The sequence below is a fragment of the Psychroserpens burtonensis DSM 12212 genome, assembly GCF_000425305.1.
GTDB classification, from domain to species: Bacteria; Bacteroidota; Bacteroidia; order Flavobacteriales; family Flavobacteriaceae; genus Psychroserpens; species Psychroserpens burtonensis.
Map to the genome: position 1 here is coordinate 1 of NZ_AUDE01000032.1, position 18,501 is coordinate 18,501.

An 18,501-nucleotide genomic window follows, 5' to 3' on the forward strand; every position below is an offset into this window, starting at 1 on the left:
AGGACTAATACACCACTCTGATAGAGGAATACAATATTGCAGCAATGTATATACACAAATACTCAAAATAAAAAAGATAGATATTAGTATGACCGAAGAAAATCATTGTTACGAAAACGCCATGGCAGAACGTGTAAATGGTATATTAAAAGATGAATTTTATCTCGATCAAACCTTTGATAATGTAGCACACGCAAAGAGAGCTGCAAAAAATGCAATTAATTTGTACAATGAAGTAAGATTACATTTATCTTTAGATTATAAAACACCAAATATGGTATATAAATTATCAGCTTAATTCAATTTTAACCTGTAGCCATATTTCAGGACAAGACACACTCTTTTCCAAAAAAAAATACTTTACAATAACGTTTAATTTCGGAAAAGGGAGAAAATCAACTGAAAATAAAAAGCAAAAGTAATTTACTTTCAGAACATTAAAAAAACATTACTCATAATTAAAAGAACTATACAATTAATAAAATTCTATTCATAGTGCCTCCAAATGTACATCTACTTGATGTAAACGGACCTGCTCATATTTTTTATGAAGCTAGAGAATACGGTGCAGATATTGAGTTACATTTTGTATCAATGAGTGATACATCAGAAATTGAAAGTAGTGCTGGTTTATTTTTTTCTAAATTGATTCAATTTAACAACTTCGAATTGTCTAAAAATGATTTTGTCTTTGTTCCTGGGTTAGAATATGAACTTCTCTCTGATGACACTTTTATAAAAGAAAGCAAACCTTTTTTTAATTGGTTACACTTTCAATATACTAAGAAGGTAAACATTTGCTCGGTATGTACTGGAGCATTTTTATTAGCTGAATCTGGTATTTTAAATAACCAAGAATGTACTACACATTGGAGTTATATATCTCGTTTGAGGGATAAATTTCCTACTCTAAAATTACGAAAAAATAAATTGTTTATAGCTAACGATAATTTATATACTAGTGCAGGCGTATCTTCTGGAATTGATTTAGCACTTTATATCTTGGAAAATCAATTTGGCTCTAAGTTCGCAACAGATATTGCCAAGGAGGTAGTTATTTATTTCCGCCGTGACGAATCAGCCCCACAACTAAGTATTTTTCTTCAATATAGAAATCATTTGGACTCTCGAATTCATGACGCTCAAGACTATATAGCAAAGCATATATCTAAAGCATTTACCATACATGATATCTCTGAAACAGTTAATATGAGTGAGCGGAACCTAACAAGACTTTTTAAAAGAACTACTGGAATTACAATTGGTGCATATTCGGAAAAATTAAAAGTTGAAAGGGCTATACATTTATTATCCAAAAAAAACAAAGTCGAAATTGTAGCTCAATTATGTGGTTTTAAGAGTTCAGATCAATTAAGAACACTTCTTAAAAAGCACAAAGGCGTTCTACCTACGGACATTTCTTCCCTAAAGTAAATTTTGTCCTTATACTATGTATCATTGTCCTTTCATGGTATAGTACTTATATCTAATTTTGTGTAAATAAATAATTAGGATTATGAAAAAATTATTAATTGTTATTGTTTGCTTAATACAAATTTCTGCGATGTCTCAACAACCTATAGCATCAAATTCTATATATGTATGTCCGCCATGCGACAACTCATGTGATGATTTAAAGTATAAAAAATCAGGAAAATGTCATATCTGCAATATGGAGTTAATCACAAAAGGTGAATTAAGAAACTATCAAAAACCTAAAGAAATGACCATTGCATTTTATTTGCAAGAAGGCGTTGAAATTTTAGACTTTGCTGGTCCTTTAGAAGTTTTTACAGTTTCGGGGTTTAAAGTATTTATAGTTTCTAAAACAACAGACCCTATAGTTTCGCAAGGTGTGTTAAAAGTGATCCCTGATTATAGCATATTAAATGCGCCTAAAGCAGATATTCTCGCCTTCTTTGGAGGAAATGGACAAGTAGCAGCTCAAGATAGGTCTATTATTAACTGGATTAAAAAACAAGAAAAAAGTGTAGACTATTTATTTTCGGTGTGTACTGGAGCTTTTTTTCTTGGTCAAGCGGGTGTTTTAGACAACCAAACTGTAACCACATTCCATATGAGTATTGAGAGTTTAAAACAATCTTTTCCAAAAGCGAAGGTACTATCTAATGTGCGGTTTGTAGATAATGGAAAAATTATAACGACTGCAGGAATATCAGCTGGAATTGATGGCGCATTGCATTTGGTTGAAAAAATCTATGGTAAGGAAAGAGCAAAACTCACTAGTATATATATGGAATACGATAAATGGGTACCTGGTGAAGGCCTTATATTATCTAAAAACTAGCATATTAAAACCATTATTTATAAAATAAAAAAATGACACTTAAACTATTAATTTCTTGCATACTGTTATGTACCATAAGCAATACATCTGCCCAAGAAAACCCACAATTTATTGAAGATTTCAGAACCTCAGCAATACACCACAATGATACTTTGAAGTTCACGAGGCCATTTAAAAAGCAAGAATATATTTGTACTCCTTGTGATTTAAAATGTGACGAATTGTTTTTTGCTGAAGCAGGAACTTGTCCACATTGTAATATGGAACTTGTAAAGAAAAGTGATTTCACCAATCAAAAGGTGCTAGTCTTGAATGAAATCAATATCGAAGAAGGTTCTGGCGAATTTTTAATTGAAGGTGGAGATGGAAAAAAAGAAAAAGCAATACCAATTTATTATCATATGCCTAAAAACTACAAACCAGATTCCAAAATACTAATAGTTATTCCAGGAGCTGGACGAAATGGAGATAGTTATAGAGACGCTTGGATTAAGGCATCCGAAAAATATGGAGTCCTAATTCTTTCCCCAATGTACAAGGAAGCGGAATACGATTATGGAGCGTATCATATGGGTGATCTAATTTACAATTTAAATCTTGAAAATAGTGCCCAGTATGATGAAAATTCAAATAAAGTTTTTTTGGACGAAGAAATTTTTTCTTTTAAAATAAATTCAAATAGAAACGAATGGATTTATAATGACTTTGATAGAATTTTTGACAATGTTGTTAAGGTTCTTGGCTCAACACAGACAGAATATGATATTTTCGGACACTCGGCAGGCGGACAGATTTTACATCGTTTTGCTATTTTTCAGCCAAATTCCAAAGCAAATAGAATATTAGCGTCAAATTCAGGGGCATATGCCCTACCAGATTTTAACACTGACCTTCCATTTGGTATACATAATACTGATTTAACAAAAGAAAATATCAAGGCTTCTTTTAAAAAGAACTTAGTACTATTTATTGGTGAATTGGACAATGAAAATGAACAAGGTGGCCTTATTTTGCGTTCACCAACGGTAGATAAACAAGGTACACACCGATTAGAAAGAGGTACATACTTTTATAATAAATCAAAGGATATTTCTAAAGAATTGGGACTTGATTTCAACTGGAAATTAAGAATAGTCCCTAATATTGGACACGACCATCGGAAAATGGGAGCTGCAGCCGAGAAATATTTATATGATGGAACGGAATAATAAAAGACAAACTTAAGAAGTACTGTGCTAAAAAACAAGTAAAAATCCATTAAACTTTTCACTAATCGCCAACAGCTAAAACAGCACGTTTATTTTTTACAAACGCCGCTGCCAACGCATGAAAAAATAAAAGAGCTGTTTCTTCCAATATTTTAAGTAAGCTTAGTATTCTGCCAATTCCCTAACCTTTAAAATATTTGAAGGAACTTTTGTACCATTCGTAACCACTTTAGGCGAAACAAAGTCTCCGTTATCTGACACCACCGAAGTTACGTGGGTAGCGGAATTTTCTACCTTATATTCTTTTCGGAAACCAATGAGCTGGACTGTTATTTTCCTTTCTTCCGAACCTTCAATAACAAATTCCTTAATCATCTGAAGTACATCATGGTCAATATAAACTGTATTTGACGCATCGATTATTATCTTACTTCCTTCGGGTAAGTGCGCAAAAGTCTGTTTTATGGCAGCTTTATTTAGAAATGATACTTCTTGTGCTAATTCCATATTTATGGTTTCACCTTCATTATGCTTGTCCCTTTTAAAAAAGTAGGCTAACTTAATATTTCCTCGCAAAATAAAGTAAATACTAACCGTGAGACCTATCCCAACACCAATCAATAAGTCTGTCATTACAATTGCCACAACCGTCACAGCAAAAGGAATAAATTGGAATTTCTTACTGTTGCACCACATATAAACAAATTTTTGGGGACTTGCCAATTTATAGCCAATTGTCAATAAAACTGCCGCAAGGGATGCTAATGGAATCTTATTCAATAAAAATGGAATTGCGAGTACTGCGGTCATTAAAAAAATACCATGTGATATTGCTGCAATTTTAGTTCTACCTCCAGAATTTACGTTTGCAGAAGTTCTTACGATTACAGAAGTAATAGGAATTCCTCCTATCAGACAACTAAGCATATTACCAATACCCTGTGCCTTCAACTCTCTATTTGTGTTTGTATACCTCTTCAACGGATCCAATTTATCGGCAGCTTCAATACACAATAATGTCTCGATACTTGCAACGGCAGCAATTGTAACTGCAACTACCCAGACCTCAGTATTTCCTATTTGAGCAAAATCCGGTAAACTAAATTGATTCAAAAACTGAGTCATAGATTCTGGTACAGGAAGACTAACAAGATGGTTCTGGCTTATTGCCCAAGATGAACCAGTTGCCTTGAAAATCTCATTTATCCCTATACCTGCCAACACGGCAATCAAAGCTCCTGGGATAGATTTTAATCTTTTTAAAAATGGAACCTTTAAGAAGGCTATGAGAATTGACAAAGAAATCAATACCACAACAACGGCACCCGGATGGATGAAATTGATGGTATCTGCCAAGGTTGTAAAAATTTGGTGGTCGCCCACTGCATTTATGAACCAATAATCGCCCTCGTGCATTTCATCAAAGCCAACTGCATGCGGTAGTTGTGATAAAATTATAATTATTCCAATGGCCGCTAACATTCCCTCTATGACATTAGATGGTAGATAATTGGAAAGTACTCCAGCTTTTACAAATCCTAAAATAATTTGAATGACTCCTGCTAAAAAACCTGCCAATAAGAATGCTTCAAAAGATCCCAAAGTTGCTATTGCTACTAAAACGATAGCTGTCAAACCTGCTGCTGGACCAGAAACACTTAGCTGTGAACCGCTTAATAAACCGACTACTATTCCACCGACAACTCCAGAAATAATACCTGAAAATAAAGGCGCACCACTTGCAAGGGCAATACCCAAACATAATGGGAGCGCAACTAGAAAGACGACTAGTCCAGACTTTACATCGGACTTAAAATATTTTGTTGAAAAATTTTTCATGACTATTTAAGTTAAATATTTTTACGGTTTTCTATAAATTGAAAAGACTTATTATTGAGTATTTTTTTTGTGAGACTTCTTTCGTAAGTTCAACAGGAACTTCAATAACATTTTTTACATTCTTTTTGATAAACCTCGTGATATCAAACCATTTTCTCTTTGGGCAATACAATGAATTGCCTTGAGGTATAATGGCATCGTCAGCGTTTAGTTGTTCTAAAAAGTTCTGAAAGGCAAATGAATTTACACCACTAAACAATTGAAAAGTTATATTTTCTATAGCCTCTTTGTGTTCGTGAACAATAAGACGCTTTGCTTCATTAAATTCGTCGCTAAGCTGCTTTTTAATTTGCTCACTTTGGCTAAAATGAAAAATTGCCCAGCGTGTCTCTGGCAATCTAAGGCCCGCAATTAAAACAATATTTAACTTTGTGTTTGGAAAGTTTAAAAGGGCGTACTCAATAAGTTGTAAGGATTCAATTGTAAAATCTGTGGGAATAAGTATATTTTTCATTTTTCTAACTTTTAAGCAAACATAGTTGCCTCTTGTTAGAGTGCTATAAGAGCCAGATTAAAATGCGATTAGAATTTTAAACATGCCTTAAAGGTTTTAGGTAATGTTCTTATTGGACAGCTTTATTTTAACGAGGGTTCCCTTATTTATTTGAGAAAGGATACGTATTTCGCCCGAATGTATTTTAATGATACGGTAAGCAAGTGGAAGTCCAAATCCAAAACCTTCTATTTCTCGTGCATTAGAGGCTCTAAAAAAAGGTTCATAAATATTTTTTAGTTCCCTTTCTGGTATTCCAACACCTTCATCTTTAATTGTCAGTAAGATAGAACTGGTATAGGAGAACAACTTTATACAGACTTTTTTATTGCCCGAAAATTTACAAGCATTCTCTAATATATTTCCGATTGCAACTTTTAAGAGTGATTCGCTGCCCATAAGTGTTATTGCGTTTTCGTTTGCTGGCAATTCTTCAAAATCTAGTTCTATTTCATTTTCAGGAGTAGATGTGTCAATATTTTTTTTAATGTCCAAAATTAACTCATCGAGACGTATGGGTTCAATAACAATTCCCTTAGAATCAAAATCTGTTTTAGCAAGTTTCAATAATCCATTCACCAAGAAATCAAGCCTTGATGCTTCAAGTTCTATGTTTTTAAGTATGGAAAGGTAATCTTCTTTGCTCCTTACTTTGTTAAGCGCAATCTCAGTCTGTCCTAATATTGCAGTAAGTGGATTTCTAAGCTCGTGCGATGCGTTATTAATGAAGTTACTTTGAAGGTCAAAAGAAATTTGCAACCGGTCCAACATATTGTTGAAGGTTTTTGCAAGCTGACCAAGTTCGTCATTTCCATTGGCTGTCCCCAAACGGAACGATAAATTTTCAGCACGAATCGAGTTCACCTCTTTAATGATTTTAGAAATAGGACTCAACGCTTGCGTTGCATACACCCTTCCAAGTAGAAATATAAAAAGGATACTTATAAAAAATGCCACGATAAGAGTATTTCTTAAATTATCAAGTTTTCCAAAACCATAAAGGTCAGTTGCCGATAACACTACGATAAAATCTCCTGCTTTATCATGAAATAATAAACCGGTATAATAATAATTATCTTTCTTTAATTCTGCATATTCCGTGTCAAATATTATTTGATAGAAACCCTCAGACAAGGATTTATCAAGTTGTGTCAATGCGACTTTACGTTCAGCATCAACACGGTAAATTATCTCTTTTTCATTTGGTAAGGTCATTAAGTGACGAATCCTGATATCATCATAAATATCAATGTTCAATTCATCTGCTTCTAAGTAAGCCTGAGCAGCAATGGTAGCTCTTTGACTTAACCGCAAATAAAATTCACTTTCTGTATAGTTTTTTGAAACAAAATATATAAGTATAAAAATACCTGTCAAGAACAGGCTGGTCAGCCCTATAAAGATGGATGTGATTTTTGTTCTTAATTGCATAAATGAGTTATTGTACTTTTAGTATGTAACCCATTCCTATTACTGTGTGTATGAGTTTGGTCTCAAATCTCTTGTCAATTTTGTTTCTTAAGTAGTTAACATAAACATCTACAACATTAGTTCCCATATTGAAATTTATATCCCAAACATTTTCAAGTATGTCAACACGGCTCAAAACCCTATTCCTGTTTTTTAGCAAATATTCAAGTAATCTAAATTCGGTTGAAGTCAATTTTATTTCCTTTTCTGCCCTTTTTGCAATCTTTGCATCCAAATCCAGCTCCAAATCTTCTATCATCAATATTTGATTGGAGTTTCCAGAAATGTTCTTTTTTCTTGTTCTTGCTCGAATTCTTGCCAAAAGCTCTTTAAACTTAAATGGCTTTATCAAATAGTCATCTGCTCCAGAATCTAAACCCTTTACGATATTTTCAGTTGTTCCCAAAGCTGTGAGCATAATGATGGGAATACTTTCAAAACCAAGCTGCCTTATTCTAGTCGCTACTTCAAGACCGTCTATTCCTGGTAATATAATATCTAAGACCACCAAATCAATTTCCTTTTGTCTCAACAACTCCAATCCTTTAACACCATCATAGGCAACAAAAGCTTGATAACCAGATTCCTGAAGACCCTGACTTATAAATGCCGCAACGTTCGGCTCATCTTCTATGACTAATATTTGCTTTGCGATTACTTTAAAATTAAAACTTTTCCAAAGTACAAATATAGATTTTTGGAACTATTGAATTTCATAATAGCGTTAGAATTCGATTAGAATTCAAAATAAAACAGTAATGAAACTTGGCGGATAACGTTCGGAAAAGCCAACGACAAAACCCATACACATTTACAGGCGCCACAGAGAACCCTCCCAAAAACCGTAAAATAGCATGTCTCTGCCAACGCTATCAAGTTTGCGGAAAGCCCAAAACAAACATAGATGCCATTAGAAATAATGGAATTTCTTTTAGTAATTTTTGGTCAAATCCAACGTGTACACCAACTAGAGCTTCCATAATTACTGGGAAATATGGTTAGAGAACTGGAGTAAAAGGTGTTGGCGATGAATTATCTATTTCGGAAACTACACTACAAAACTATATTAGCGCTCAAACTAACAATAAATACGCCTCTGCACTTGTTGGAAAATGGTATCTTTCAGGCAACAATTCAGCTATAAACCTAGAAACATTTGGGATTGATTATTACGCTGGACTTATTCGTGGTGCAGTTGATGATTATTACCAATGGCAATTAAGCGCAAATGGCACTACAAATCAAAATACAGATTACATAACTGAAGTTTTTACAGACTTATCAATAGATTGGATTAATCAACAATCTAAACCTTGGTTTATGTGGTTGGCATATAATGCACCACATACGCCTTTTCACGTTCCACCAAGTAGTATGCACAATCAAGGTAACTTACCAGCATATGCCGACGGATTAGACCCAATTCCTTAATATATGGCAGCGATTGAAGCAATGGATTTTTAAATTGGAAGATTATTGGATGATATCCCCGAAGATGAGATTATTGGATGATATCCCCGAAGATGAAAGAAATAACACGATAATAATTTTTATTGGCGACAATGGAACCCCAAATCAAGTTGCGCGAAGTCCCTATTCAAGCGCAACAGTAAAAAATACGTTATACCAAGATGGAATAAATATTCCAATGTTTATTTCTGGAAACTCTGTTTCTCGTTCAGGTATAAATAATAATCTAATAACTAGCACAGATTTATTTACCACAATAGCTCAAATCACGGGAAGTTCAACAAACGAAATTCACGATAGTAAAAGTTTTAAATCATTGTTCACACACTCTACAATCATAAGAAATTATCAATATTCTGAACTGGTTGACGGTACAGATGATGAATGGACAATTCGTAATGGAGAATATAAACTTATTGTCAATGCAGTTGGAATAGAGGAAATGTATAATTTAGTGAATGACCCTTATGAAAATAGCAATTTACTGAATGGAACTTTATCAACAATTGAACAGAACGCAAAATTGGAATTAGAAACTGAATTAACAAACATCAGAAATTAAAATAACTAGCCATAACAAAGACATCTATAATCAATTGATTGTTATGTACCTTCTCAGAGAATTCCTATGGAATTTTCCATAGATCCCTTTTCTTTTACTAATTTAGTTACTTATTCCTTCAATAAGTTTAAACCTTTTTTTGTCTTTAACAGATGTGATAGAACCAAATAAAATTAATAGACGATTGTTTAATGGATACAGAATTATGTCTGTGCTCAACTATGAACTAAAAATTATTGAGTATAATACAAAAAAAGGTTGCTCAGCAACCTTACGTTTTTAAGTAACACTCATAGTTAAAAAAACAACACGACCAACTCCTCCTCGGAAATATTATCGAAGTACGCGCTGCTCTTAATTTCCTTTAATTTCTCTAATACGGCCTCCTCGCGGTGCTCTACTCCTATCAAGGCCTGTTTTACTTCGTCTATGTCACGGTTCACGAAGAAATCACCAAAAATGTCGAGTTCAGTAATTACCCCTTTATACACATTGAGGTGTACCTCCACATGCCCTCCATTGGTTTTCACTCCTTTCTTTAAACCATACTTGGGAGAGTAGCCATAGTTCCATGCCCAGGTGCTGTACTTTTCATCCGCTAGTTTTTGAATAGCGGCTTTATCCCTTGCAGTTAATTGGTAAGGAATAGCATCAGGGTACATTTTAGTAATGTGGTTCATCACCTTTTTGCGAAACTGGTCTACGCCAATATCGTCTTTTAGATGGCTAGAAATATTTGTCACCCTACTGCTCACCGACTTTCGGGCTTTCCCTTCAAACTTTAACGGATTTACATTCAAGGCATCCGATATATCCTGAATTTCAGAAGCATAAAGCAATGTACCATGGTGCAACACTCTTTGCTTTTGATGATAGATGTGTTCCGCATTACCCGAAAACTTCTGGTCATCAATCAGGATGTCGTTTCTTCCGGAAAAATGGGCCTTTACCCCCAAGCCCGCTAAAACATCAATAATAGGTTGATTATATTTTTTAAAATCCACTTTTGCACCTTCCTCGCCATAGCCCATTATAAAGGTATAGTTGATGTTTCCCAAATCGTGAAAAACAGCTCCGCCACCTGTAAGGCGTCTTACTACCTTTATCCCACGATGTTTTACATGGTTTACGTTTATCTCGGCAAGCGTATTTTGATGTTTACCTACGATAATAGCGTTACTATTCCGCCACAGCATGAAAATGTTATCATCAAAATTCTTGAGGAAGTACTCCTCTACCGCTTGGTTAAAATAAGGCTCAAGACTTTGACTATCAATACAAAACATCGCCATGAAAATAAAATTTAAGATGGATTAAAAAATTAGAGTTATAGGTTTTGGAAAAATATTTATAAATTTGATTAGTCTTGTTTGAACATTTACAGCTCTATAATCTTCTTGCCTCATAATTTGTGCTAGATACTCTTTGCTATTTTTATCTGTTTTAAACTGCTCAGCAAACTCTAGCAGATTATGCTCTTTAAATATGTCCAGTACGCACCCTATTCATTGACTCTAAAATACATATTTATATACTGACCTCAATATATATAATCAAAATACCGGTTCAATAATTATCTCGGTTACAACCGAGTTTGCAATAAAACATTCTATATGTGCACGGTGGTGCATTTCATTTATTATAGTTTTATCTGGAATGTTATCTCCCATAAAGGTTATTTTTGGCCTCAAATAAAGTTTTGTTATCATCATTCTTGATTTTTCATTTTTTTCTAATATCGCTACTGCGGTATCTTCATAAATTTCTATGATGAATTTTTTCATTGACGCAACAGCTAGAAAGGTGAGCATGTGGCAACTTGCCAAAGAAGCGGCAAAAAGCTTCTTCAGGGTTGACAAATTCTTTTTTGCCAAGATATTCAGGAGCAGCAGATGCCTTGACATCAGTCCCTCCTTCGAATTTCCAGCTATGCGTACGATCATACTTTTTAAAAGAGAAATCTTCTGACTCATTTTCCCAAAGTAAATTAACTTTATGTTCTGACATGATTATTTTTTTTAATGTGTTAGATTTATTACTTAGGTTTCTGTTTCTGTTTCTGTTTCTGTTTCTTATTTTTAAGGTTATTTTTTTTACCCTTCTTTTCTTTAGTATCAAAACGGGTTATGCTATCCTGGCCTACAACGTTTGCGTAAAACAGAGGCTTGGCAACTAAAGATTTATTATTTTTTCGCGTTTTATCCTTCAAATCATCCAATGTACTACCGTCTTTATTCAACGTCTCATCGTTGATGTAGCATTGAAATTTACGGCCTTCCCGCCTGGAAATATTTTGATAACGGGTCTCAAAAGGAGAATCAGTTTTAAAATTAGTAGACCAAGTATGACAGCATATATAACTTCCACAAGGACCAATATCACCAATGCGACAGGCTTCCTCACGTATTCCAATTTGACGCATTTCAATGCGTATATGAAAGGCTTTGGACAGGTCTTTAATCAACTCTCGATAATCCACACGCCCTTTGGCGGTGTAATAAAATGTGGCTTTAGATGTATCGCCCTGATAATCTACATCGGTTAGTTTCATAGATAAGCCAAGCGCTTTAGTTAAAACACGTGCTTTATACAAAGTATCTAATTCCATCTCTTTGGCAAGCTTCCATTTAGTGACATCAGCAGGAGTGGCTCTGCGATAGATTTTTTTAACTACTTCCTCTGTACGCACATTTTTTTTCCTGAGTTGCATACGAACTAGTTCACCTGTTAGGGAAACATGCCCAACATCATAACCACCTAGAGTACCCTCAACAACAGCCAATTCTCCATTTTTAAAATATATGTTTTGATGATTAAGATAGAATTCCTTGCGGGATCCTTTAAATTTAATCTCTATAATCTTGCAAACTTTATAATCAGGAGGCATAACAATATCCGCCATCCAGTCATATACATCTGATTGGCTGCTACCATACATAAAGCTCGAGCCATTACTTTTGAAACCCTTACGAACAGAAGAACCTTCAGTTGAATAATCATCCATATTAACCTATATTTTTAGTCCCTTTCGGGAGTGTATAAAATGCTAAATTTATCTGTTTAATAAAAAGAGTGCGCGCAATTAAAAGTCATCTTCATCAATTTCTATGAGCATAGTATACGCTTCCTGTAATTCTAACAGCGTTTTTTTATTTTCACTTTTTTGGGCAATCTTAATTCCCTTTTTATAAATTCCTCTTGCTTTCTCTAGGTCATTCAGCGACTCATATAATTTTCCCAATTGATAGTAACTCCCTATATAATTTTCATCATCCTTTATCAATTTCAAAAAGCAATCTCTCGCAATATCATATTTCTCAACCCTAACATATTCTAGTGCTAATGCGTATGTCAGAAAAGAGTCGTTGCTGTCCTCCTTTAAAAATTCTTGTAATTGTTCTATCCTACTTTTCATTATTTTGTTTTTTTGCTGAACTATTTTCTCAAGTGGAATAAAATATTGGATGGCTCTAATTGAACGTTAGCAAACTGATTATATGATAGTTGAAATTTATGCTGATCTATTTTACCTAAAAGCAATACATTGAAATCATTTATAGCATGATTTTAAATGAATTGAAAATCGTCAAAACCACCTCTACTCTTTTAATCTCTATACGAATTTTTCATATTGCCAACTTTTTTCCAAGGGCACTTCCCAATTTTGCTCCAACGCTGCTTTGGTATTTACGAGGTTATTGAAAACAGTTATCCCAGTCCGTCCTTCTGGAGATGTGAACAAATTTTTGAGCTCAGAAATAGGACATGAAATAATTTCTCCTTGTCCGACTTCGTTATTCAGGTGGGCATTCTTTCTGTAAGCAACATTCATTCTATCAAGGAGAGAAGTGTTTCCGCCGAAGTCGGATTCCAACTGCTGAATGAATTTTACCGACTTGTCAATTCCACATCCGCTGGCGGAACTCCTTTTTTCATCTACACATACTATAATAAAACGACTGTGAAAGATTTCAATGCAAGCATTCATCGTTTTTCCATGTGAAGTCCACTCAGAAATAAAACCTTCTGCTTTATTTTTTAGTTGGGTAATTTCATTTTCAGAAAACTCACGGATGGATTGGTATATCCATACCCGTGAGTGCAATGGCATCTCTTTAAAGGGTATCATTTGTGTTGCTTTTTGATTAACAATATTCCTCATAAGCGGCCTTTAGGTTATCGGCAATCAGCGCTCCAGACCTTCCTTCAATATGGTGACGTTCTACAAAATGAACTAATTTTCCATCTTTGAATAATCCTATACAAGGAGATGACGGAGGAAATGGCAGAAAATGTTTGCGTGCCTGTTCAGTGGCTTCGGTGTCAAAGCCGGCAAACACAGTTGTAATACGGTTAGGGCGCTTAGTTGCGTGCAATGAAAGTTTTACTCCCGGACGTGCTGCACCGGCAGCACATCCACAAACTGAATTAACAACTACTAACACGGTGCCTTTTGAGTTAACGGCAGCAGCTACTTCCGTAGCGTTTTGGAGGTCTTCAAAACCAACAGAGGTGAGTTCTTCCTTCATTGGCATTACTAATTGTTCTGGATACATGGTGTTCTTTTTAAAAATTAACATCAAATTCAAGGTTTTAAAGAGAACCCTAATAAACTCTATACAGTTTTTTATTTGTACTCGTAATTATAAATTATTCGCTTGATCTATATTAAAAACGGGGTAAAAGTTATGTCTTATAAGTGCTTTTATTGGATTTTTGCGCAATAACAAGCGTCATTTTGATATTTTACCATTTAACATCTGCGACCTTAACTATTGGTTCTTTTGCATTTTGTATAGACACTTGTTGTGCCACCTTACGTGCCATTTCCATATAGGCAATAGCTTGCGGTGTGTTATCTTGAAGTACCGCTGGGTTACCCGAATCACCAGATTCGCAGATGCTTTGTACCAATGGTATTTCACCCAATAATGGAACTTCTAATTCTTCTGCAAGTTTTTTTGCTCCGTCCTTACCAAAAATGTAATATCGCTTCTCAGGCTCGTCTGGTGGACTGAAATAAGACATGTTTTCTACAATGCCTAAAACAGGTACATTTATTGACGGTAACTGAAACATTCCAACTCCTTTTTTTGCATCTGCCAACGCCACAAATTGTGGAGTGCTTACAATTACAACGCCATTCAAAGGAACGGCACCAACCAACGTTAAATGAATATCACCAGTTCCGGGAGGTAAATCAATAATCATATAATCTAATTCCCCCCAATGTGCTTCCTGAAACAATTGAACAACCGCTTTTGATGCCATTGGCCCTCGCCATACAAGGGCTTGTGAAGTATCCACGAAAAAACCGATAGATAATAATTTGACACCAAAACTTTCTATGGGAATCATTTTACTTACACCGTCAATCTCTTTACTCATTGGCTTTGCATCCATTACATCAAACATAATGGTTTGTGAGGGACCATAAATATCGGCATCAACCAAACCGACCGATGCACCTTGCTTCACCAAAGCTAAAGCTAAGTTGGAAGCCACTGTAGATTTACCAACACCACCTTTCCCTGATGCAACGCCAATAATATTTTTTACGTTTGGTAACATAGGCCCACTATTTTTACGTGCCGTTACATTAGAAGACATTTTTACATTTACAATAGCTTCCTCATCTATAAAATGCAAAACTGCATTTACACAAGCCTTATGAATCATTTCTTTCATTGGGCAGGCAGGCGTTGTAAGTACTACGGTAAAATCTACATTTTTACCAGTTACTTCTAAGTCCTTTATCATACCCAATGTTACCAAGTCTTTTTTTAAATCAGGGTCTTCTACGTTCTTTAAAGCTTCTAAAACTTGTTCCTTCGTTATATTCATTTCGGCATCTTTTTGTATGTTATTTTCTATTGACTTCTCTAATCATTACCATTTTATCATCCCCTACAGAAACTAAATAATTATGATAGGTACTCCAAATTAATTTATTTACAGAATGCGTATGTGCTTCAAAATTTTCTTTTCTGATGCGTCTTAAAATTTGGTACGTTTTTGCATCCCAAATTTTAATAGTTTTATCGCGACTGGCAGTGGCAAATAAGGTTGTGTCAGGATTAAATACGATATCGTAAATAGCCCAATTATGTGCAGGAATTGATTTTACTAATTCATAATCTCCTACTTTCCAAATCTTTAAATGCGCGTCTCTTCCTCCTGTTAAGAGGAATTTACCATCGGGGCTGTATCGCACAATATTTGCTCCAACAACTTTTTCTGCAAGTTGATGTGCAATAAAATCTTTTTTATATTCCAAAGTATGCCGGTCAAATATTAGAATATTGGAATCACCTAAAGCAACAGCAACCTCTGAAGTGGTATCATTAAAATCAATACTGCGGACTTTCTTTTGTGATAGTTTTTTCATTTTAAGCAATGACAAAGTATCAAGATCACATACTGCAAAGTTACCATCGCCACCGGCTGTGTAAAAGCAATTGGTTTTTAATGAATATTTTATATCAAAAACGGGTGCCTGATGATGTTGCAGTATCTTGATTTCTTCTTTTTTCTCTAAATCAAGTATGTGTATACTACCTGTAGTTGTTCCTGCGAGCAATATATTTTTTTCAGGAATGTGACAAATAGTATAAATAGGGGCTGGTAATGCCGCTGAAAATTTTTCGGCTTGTAGCGTTTCTAAATTCCATAATGCAATAAATCGATCACTGCCGCCCGTAAAAATAGTATGTTCAGAGAAACCTTTATCCATCGCGTATACACAACCGCTGTGTCCGGTAAGTGTTGCAATGTGTTTTACATCAATAGTCATTTCTTTTATTGTCTTCATTTATTGTATCGTTCGCCTAAAAAATCTAATGTTTAGAAGTGTCATTTAATAATACTATGCCAAAAACTTATTTTTGCTTTACAAAATTAATAACGCCACCTTGTAAGATATGTTCAACTTGTCTCTCACTGATACTATAAGTAAGTGGAATTTTAATATTTTTTCCAACTACAATTGCTGTTACTGAATCTCTGTTTTTGATGGCTGTCCTTAGGCCTTCTATCCGTAAAACATCACCTTGTTCTAATTTGTCCCAGTCGTTTGTATTTTTGAATTCGAAAGGAATCATACCAAAATTGATCAAGTTCTGCCAACCGATACGTGCATAAGATTTGGCAATAGCAAACTTTTGTCCAAGATACCGAGGAGATAGTGCAGCGTGCTCTCTACTTGAACCTTGTGCGTAATTTTCGCCTGCTATAACACAAAATCCTGTATGTACTTTTTGATTTTGAATGGCGCGATCATAGAAACTTTGGTCAATGGCATAATAGGCATATTTACTGAGCTCCGGAATATTTGAACGCAAAGGCAGAACATCAGCACCTGCTTTCAGGATGCCATCTGTTGAGATGTCATCTCCCATTTTTAAAAGGATAGGGATTTCCAGTTCATCTGGAAGTTCTTCAAAATCAGGAAGGGTTTTAATGTTTGGTCCCTTCACCAATTCCGGAGATATTTCACTTGGAGCAACCAACAGCTTTTTATTTATCTTGATTTGTGTTGGGGCTGTCCATTTTGGATACCTAAAATTCATTACAGACTCGAGGTCTCGTGGATCTGTTATTTCTCCAGTAATCGCAGCAGCTATAGCCGTTTCTGGACTGCATAGGTAGACTTGGTCATCAAGTGTCCCTGAACGTCCTGGGAAATTACGTGGCATCGTTCGGATACTGATCGTATTGGTAGCAGGAGCTTGTCCCATACCAATACATCCCATACAACCCGATTGATGAAGGCGTGCGCCAGCAGCTATCAACGGTCCAAGAGCACCCATTTCTGTCAGGTTCTCTAACACTTGGCGAGATGAGGGATTGATATCCAAAGAAACATTAGGAGAAACAACTTGACCTTTTACAATTTGAGAAGCGATCCAAAAATCACGTAATCCGGGATTTGCAGAAGAGCCAATAACAACTTGTTGTATTTTTAATCCGCTAACTTCTCTTACCGGCACGACATTTCCTGGACTGCCAGGAAGTGCAATTAAAGGTTCTAGTGTAGTTAGGTCTATTTCAATAGTAAGATCGTATGTTGCGCCCTCATCGGCTTCCAATTTTATCCACTCGTCTTCCCTTTCTTCTTGTCTAAGAAATTCACGGGTGATTTCATCTGAAGGAAACACCGATGTTGTAGCCCCTGTTTCTGTTCCCATATTAGCGATAACATGACGATCCCATGCGCTCAGAGATTTCAGACCAGGTCCAAAATATTCTAAGATATATCCACGACCTCCTGTCACATCATACCTGCGAAGCATTTCTAAAATTACATCTTTGGCACTTACCCAGTCGGGCAACTTTCCAATGAGTTTGATACCCATCACTTTTGGCATTTTAACATAATACGGTTCACCCGCTGAAGCCATTGCTACATCCAATCCACCCGTACCGATGGCAAGCATTCCAATACCACCTCCGGCAGGAGTATGGCTGTCTGAACCCAATAGCGTTTTACCCGGTCTACCAAACCGCTCCATGTGCACTACATGACTAATTCCGTTTCCTGATCTGCTGAACCAGTATCCAAATCGTGCCGCTGCCGACTGTAGAAATAGATGGTCATCCATATTCTTATAATCCGTTTGGAGCAAATTGTGATCTACATATTGTACAGCTACCTCTGGTTTAATTTTATTTAAATTAAAGGCTTCCAATTCTAGCATTACCAATGTACCTGTGGCATCTTGTAATAATACCTGATCAATTTTCAATCCGATTTCACTTCCGGGATTCATCTCACCAGAAATAAGATGAGAACTGATTAATTTTTGACTTACGTTTTGTAGTTTCATTGCTTATAAAATTTACGCTGACACTTTTTTATTTGTGTAATTCAGCAGATTATTAAATATAAATCCCGAAAATAATTTCTTTTAAAAGGGCTTATTCTTATAAATGGCATCACGAAAAGAAGAACTGTTTTTGTTCCTTTATTTCTGAACTACCAATTATTTTGACCACCGTAATCCTTCCTTTTACTTATAGTAAATCACATACTATTGAAGTTGCTTTAACCTTTGTGTTTTCCGTTGGCTCTGATTTTTTTATTCAACTAATA

The 18,501-nt window shown here is 35.2% G+C and carries 21 protein-coding genes; 7 read left to right on the top strand and 14 right to left on the bottom strand.

The window, feature by feature from the left end:
* From H593_RS0113775 to H593_RS0113790, 4 genes are all read left to right on the top strand, one after another.
* Positions 1 to 298: integrase core domain-containing protein (locus tag H593_RS0113775; protein ID WP_028872977.1), on the top strand; the 298-nt coding region annotated here is incomplete at its 5' end.
* A 194-nt stretch (positions 299 to 492) separates the two neighbouring features.
* Positions 493 to 1,434 carry a GlxA family transcriptional regulator gene (locus tag H593_RS19300; protein WP_261793695.1) on the top strand — a complete coding sequence of 314 codons (942 nt, stop codon included), beginning with the start codon at positions 493 to 495 and terminating at the stop codon, positions 1,432 to 1,434.
* An 82-nt stretch (positions 1,435 to 1,516) separates the two neighbouring features.
* Positions 1,517 to 2,308: a DJ-1/PfpI family protein gene (locus tag H593_RS19305; protein WP_051229745.1), complete on the top strand. Its 792-nt coding sequence runs from the start codon at positions 1,517 to 1,519 to the stop codon at positions 2,306 to 2,308.
* A 32-nt stretch (positions 2,309 to 2,340) separates the two neighbouring features.
* Entirely contained in the window at positions 2,341 to 3,516 is a 1,176-nt protein-coding gene (locus H593_RS0113790; RefSeq protein WP_245585054.1) for a hypothetical protein, read from the top strand.
* Between the two features lie 162 nt (positions 3,517 to 3,678).
* Here H593_RS0113790 and H593_RS0113800 read toward each other — a convergent pair whose 3' ends face one another.
* The 4 genes from H593_RS0113800 to H593_RS0113815 all read right to left on the bottom strand — a co-directional run bounded on the left by H593_RS0113800 (position 3,679) and on the right by H593_RS0113815 (position 8,033).
* The gene (locus H593_RS0113800) at positions 3,679 to 5,355 is read right to left on the bottom strand and encodes a SulP family inorganic anion transporter (protein WP_028872979.1); all 1,677 of its coding nucleotides are present in this window, start codon (positions 5,353 to 5,355) and stop codon (positions 3,679 to 3,681) included.
* 31 nt (positions 5,356 to 5,386) lie between these two features.
* A complete protein-coding gene (locus tag H593_RS0113805) occupies positions 5,387 to 5,869 on the bottom strand; it encodes a hypothetical protein (protein WP_028872980.1) in 483 nt (160 codons plus the stop codon).
* A gap of 96 nt (positions 5,870 to 5,965) precedes the next feature.
* The gene (locus H593_RS0113810) at positions 5,966 to 7,339 is read right to left on the bottom strand and encodes a HAMP domain-containing sensor histidine kinase (RefSeq protein ID WP_037052452.1); all 1,374 of its coding nucleotides are present in this window, start codon (positions 7,337 to 7,339) and stop codon (positions 5,966 to 5,968) included.
* Between the two features lie 7 nt (positions 7,340 to 7,346).
* The gene (locus tag H593_RS0113815; protein WP_028872982.1) at positions 7,347 to 8,033 is read right to left on the bottom strand and encodes a response regulator transcription factor; all 687 of its coding nucleotides are present in this window, start codon (positions 8,031 to 8,033) and stop codon (positions 7,347 to 7,349) included.
* 110 nt (positions 8,034 to 8,143) lie between these two features.
* Here H593_RS0113815 and H593_RS21115 point away from each other — a divergent pair, with 110 nt between their 5' ends.
* From H593_RS21115 to H593_RS21445, 3 genes are all read left to right on the top strand, one after another.
* On the top strand, positions 8,144 to 8,380 hold the full coding sequence (locus tag H593_RS21115) for a hypothetical protein (protein ID WP_211224962.1): 237 nt from the start codon (positions 8,144 to 8,146) through the stop codon (positions 8,378 to 8,380).
* Positions 8,381 to 8,443: 63 nt separating this feature from the next.
* Positions 8,444 to 8,809: a sulfatase-like hydrolase/transferase gene (locus H593_RS21440; RefSeq protein WP_281168575.1), complete on the top strand. Its 366-nt coding sequence runs from the start codon at positions 8,444 to 8,446 to the stop codon at positions 8,807 to 8,809.
* A gap of 49 nt (positions 8,810 to 8,858) precedes the next feature.
* Positions 8,859 to 9,410 (top strand): sulfatase-like hydrolase/transferase, encoded by a 552-nt coding sequence (locus H593_RS21445; RefSeq protein ID WP_211224963.1) that lies wholly within the window; start codon positions 8,859 to 8,861, stop codon positions 9,408 to 9,410.
* Positions 9,411 to 9,706: 296 nt separating this feature from the next.
* On the opposite strand, the gene lplA is transcribed toward H593_RS21445, so the two are convergent.
* The 10 genes from lplA to H593_RS0113870 all read right to left on the bottom strand — a co-directional run bounded on the left by lplA (position 9,707) and on the right by H593_RS0113870 (position 18,235).
* On the bottom strand, positions 9,707 to 10,702 hold the full coding sequence (gene lplA, locus H593_RS0113825) for a lipoate--protein ligase (RefSeq protein WP_245585055.1): 996 nt from the start codon (positions 10,700 to 10,702) through the stop codon (positions 9,707 to 9,709).
* 261 nt (positions 10,703 to 10,963) lie between these two features.
* On the bottom strand, positions 10,964 to 11,194 hold the full coding sequence (locus tag H593_RS21320; protein ID WP_245585056.1) for an OsmC family protein: 231 nt from the start codon (positions 11,192 to 11,194) through the stop codon (positions 10,964 to 10,966).
* The gene (locus tag H593_RS21325; RefSeq protein ID WP_245585057.1) at positions 11,166 to 11,417 is read right to left on the bottom strand and encodes a hypothetical protein; all 252 of its coding nucleotides are present in this window, start codon (positions 11,415 to 11,417) and stop codon (positions 11,166 to 11,168) included. Before H593_RS21325 ends, H593_RS21320 begins: the two co-directional genes overlap by 29 nt.
* Positions 11,418 to 11,445: 28 nt before the next feature.
* Positions 11,446 to 12,414 carry a PSP1 domain-containing protein gene (locus H593_RS19320; protein WP_051229748.1) on the bottom strand — a complete coding sequence of 323 codons (969 nt, stop codon included), beginning with the start codon at positions 12,412 to 12,414 and terminating at the stop codon, positions 11,446 to 11,448.
* Positions 12,415 to 12,492: 78 nt separating this feature from the next.
* The gene (locus H593_RS0113845; protein ID WP_028872984.1) at positions 12,493 to 12,825 is read right to left on the bottom strand and encodes a tetratricopeptide repeat protein; all 333 of its coding nucleotides are present in this window, start codon (positions 12,823 to 12,825) and stop codon (positions 12,493 to 12,495) included.
* A 198-nt stretch (positions 12,826 to 13,023) separates the two neighbouring features.
* Positions 13,024 to 13,539, bottom strand: coding sequence for a hypothetical protein (locus tag H593_RS0113850; protein ID WP_037052464.1), 516 nt, complete (start codon positions 13,537 to 13,539; stop codon positions 13,024 to 13,026).
* 16 nt (positions 13,540 to 13,555) lie between these two features.
* The gene (locus tag H593_RS0113855; RefSeq protein ID WP_028872986.1) at positions 13,556 to 13,966 is read right to left on the bottom strand and encodes a BrxA/BrxB family bacilliredoxin; all 411 of its coding nucleotides are present in this window, start codon (positions 13,964 to 13,966) and stop codon (positions 13,556 to 13,558) included.
* 190 nt (positions 13,967 to 14,156) lie between these two features.
* A complete protein-coding gene (locus H593_RS0113860) occupies positions 14,157 to 15,254 on the bottom strand; it encodes an Mrp/NBP35 family ATP-binding protein (protein WP_028872987.1) in 1,098 nt (365 codons plus the stop codon).
* Between the two features lie 19 nt (positions 15,255 to 15,273).
* A complete protein-coding gene (locus H593_RS0113865; RefSeq protein WP_084142335.1) occupies positions 15,274 to 16,221 on the bottom strand; it encodes a WD40 repeat domain-containing protein in 948 nt (315 codons plus the stop codon).
* Between the two features lie 67 nt (positions 16,222 to 16,288).
* On the bottom strand, positions 16,289 to 18,235 hold the full coding sequence (locus H593_RS0113870) for an aconitate hydratase (RefSeq protein WP_028872989.1): 1,947 nt from the start codon (positions 18,233 to 18,235) through the stop codon (positions 16,289 to 16,291).
* Between the last annotated feature and the right edge of the window lie 266 nt (positions 18,236 to 18,501).

Bases quoted from the DNA above. Each gene is read 5' to 3' on its own strand.
- H593_RS19305 (WP_051229745.1), top strand. From the start codon at position 1,517: ATGAAAAAATTATTAATTGTTATTGTTTGCTTAATACAAATTTCTGCG.
- H593_RS0113790 (WP_245585054.1), top strand. From the start codon at position 2,341: ATGACACTTAAACTATTAATTTCTTGCATACTGTTATGTACCATAAGC.
- H593_RS0113800 (WP_028872979.1), bottom strand. From the start codon at position 5,355: ATGAAAAATTTTTCAACAAAATATTTTAAGTCCGATGTAAAGTCTGGA.
- H593_RS0113805 (WP_028872980.1), bottom strand. From the start codon at position 5,869: ATGAAAAATATACTTATTCCCACAGATTTTACAATTGAATCCTTACAA.
- H593_RS0113810 (WP_037052452.1), bottom strand. From the start codon at position 7,339: ATGCAATTAAGAACAAAAATCACATCCATCTTTATAGGGCTGACCAGC.
- H593_RS21445 (WP_211224963.1), top strand. From the start codon at position 8,859: ATGATATCCCCGAAGATGAGATTATTGGATGATATCCCCGAAGATGAA.
- lplA (WP_245585055.1), bottom strand. From the start codon at position 10,702: ATGGCGATGTTTTGTATTGATAGTCAAAGTCTTGAGCCTTATTTTAAC.
- H593_RS21320 (WP_245585056.1), bottom strand. From the start codon at position 11,194: ATGAAAAAATTCATCATAGAAATTTATGAAGATACCGCAGTAGCGATA.
- H593_RS21325 (WP_245585057.1), bottom strand. From the start codon at position 11,417: ATGTCAGAACATAAAGTTAATTTACTTTGGGAAAATGAGTCAGAAGAT.
- H593_RS19320 (WP_051229748.1), bottom strand. From the start codon at position 12,414: ATGGATGATTATTCAACTGAAGGTTCTTCTGTTCGTAAGGGTTTCAAA.
- H593_RS0113845 (WP_028872984.1), bottom strand. From the start codon at position 12,825: ATGAAAAGTAGGATAGAACAATTACAAGAATTTTTAAAGGAGGACAGC.
- H593_RS0113850 (WP_037052464.1), bottom strand. From the start codon at position 13,539: ATGATACCCTTTAAAGAGATGCCATTGCACTCACGGGTATGGATATAC.
- H593_RS0113855 (WP_028872986.1), bottom strand. From the start codon at position 13,966: ATGTATCCAGAACAATTAGTAATGCCAATGAAGGAAGAACTCACCTCT.
- H593_RS0113860 (WP_028872987.1), bottom strand. From the start codon at position 15,254: ATGAATATAACGAAGGAACAAGTTTTAGAAGCTTTAAAGAACGTAGAA.
- H593_RS0113865 (WP_084142335.1), bottom strand. From the start codon at position 16,221: ATGAAGACAATAAAAGAAATGACTATTGATGTAAAACACATTGCAACA.
- H593_RS0113870 (WP_028872989.1), bottom strand. From the start codon at position 18,235: ATGAAACTACAAAACGTAAGTCAAAAATTAATCAGTTCTCATCTTATT.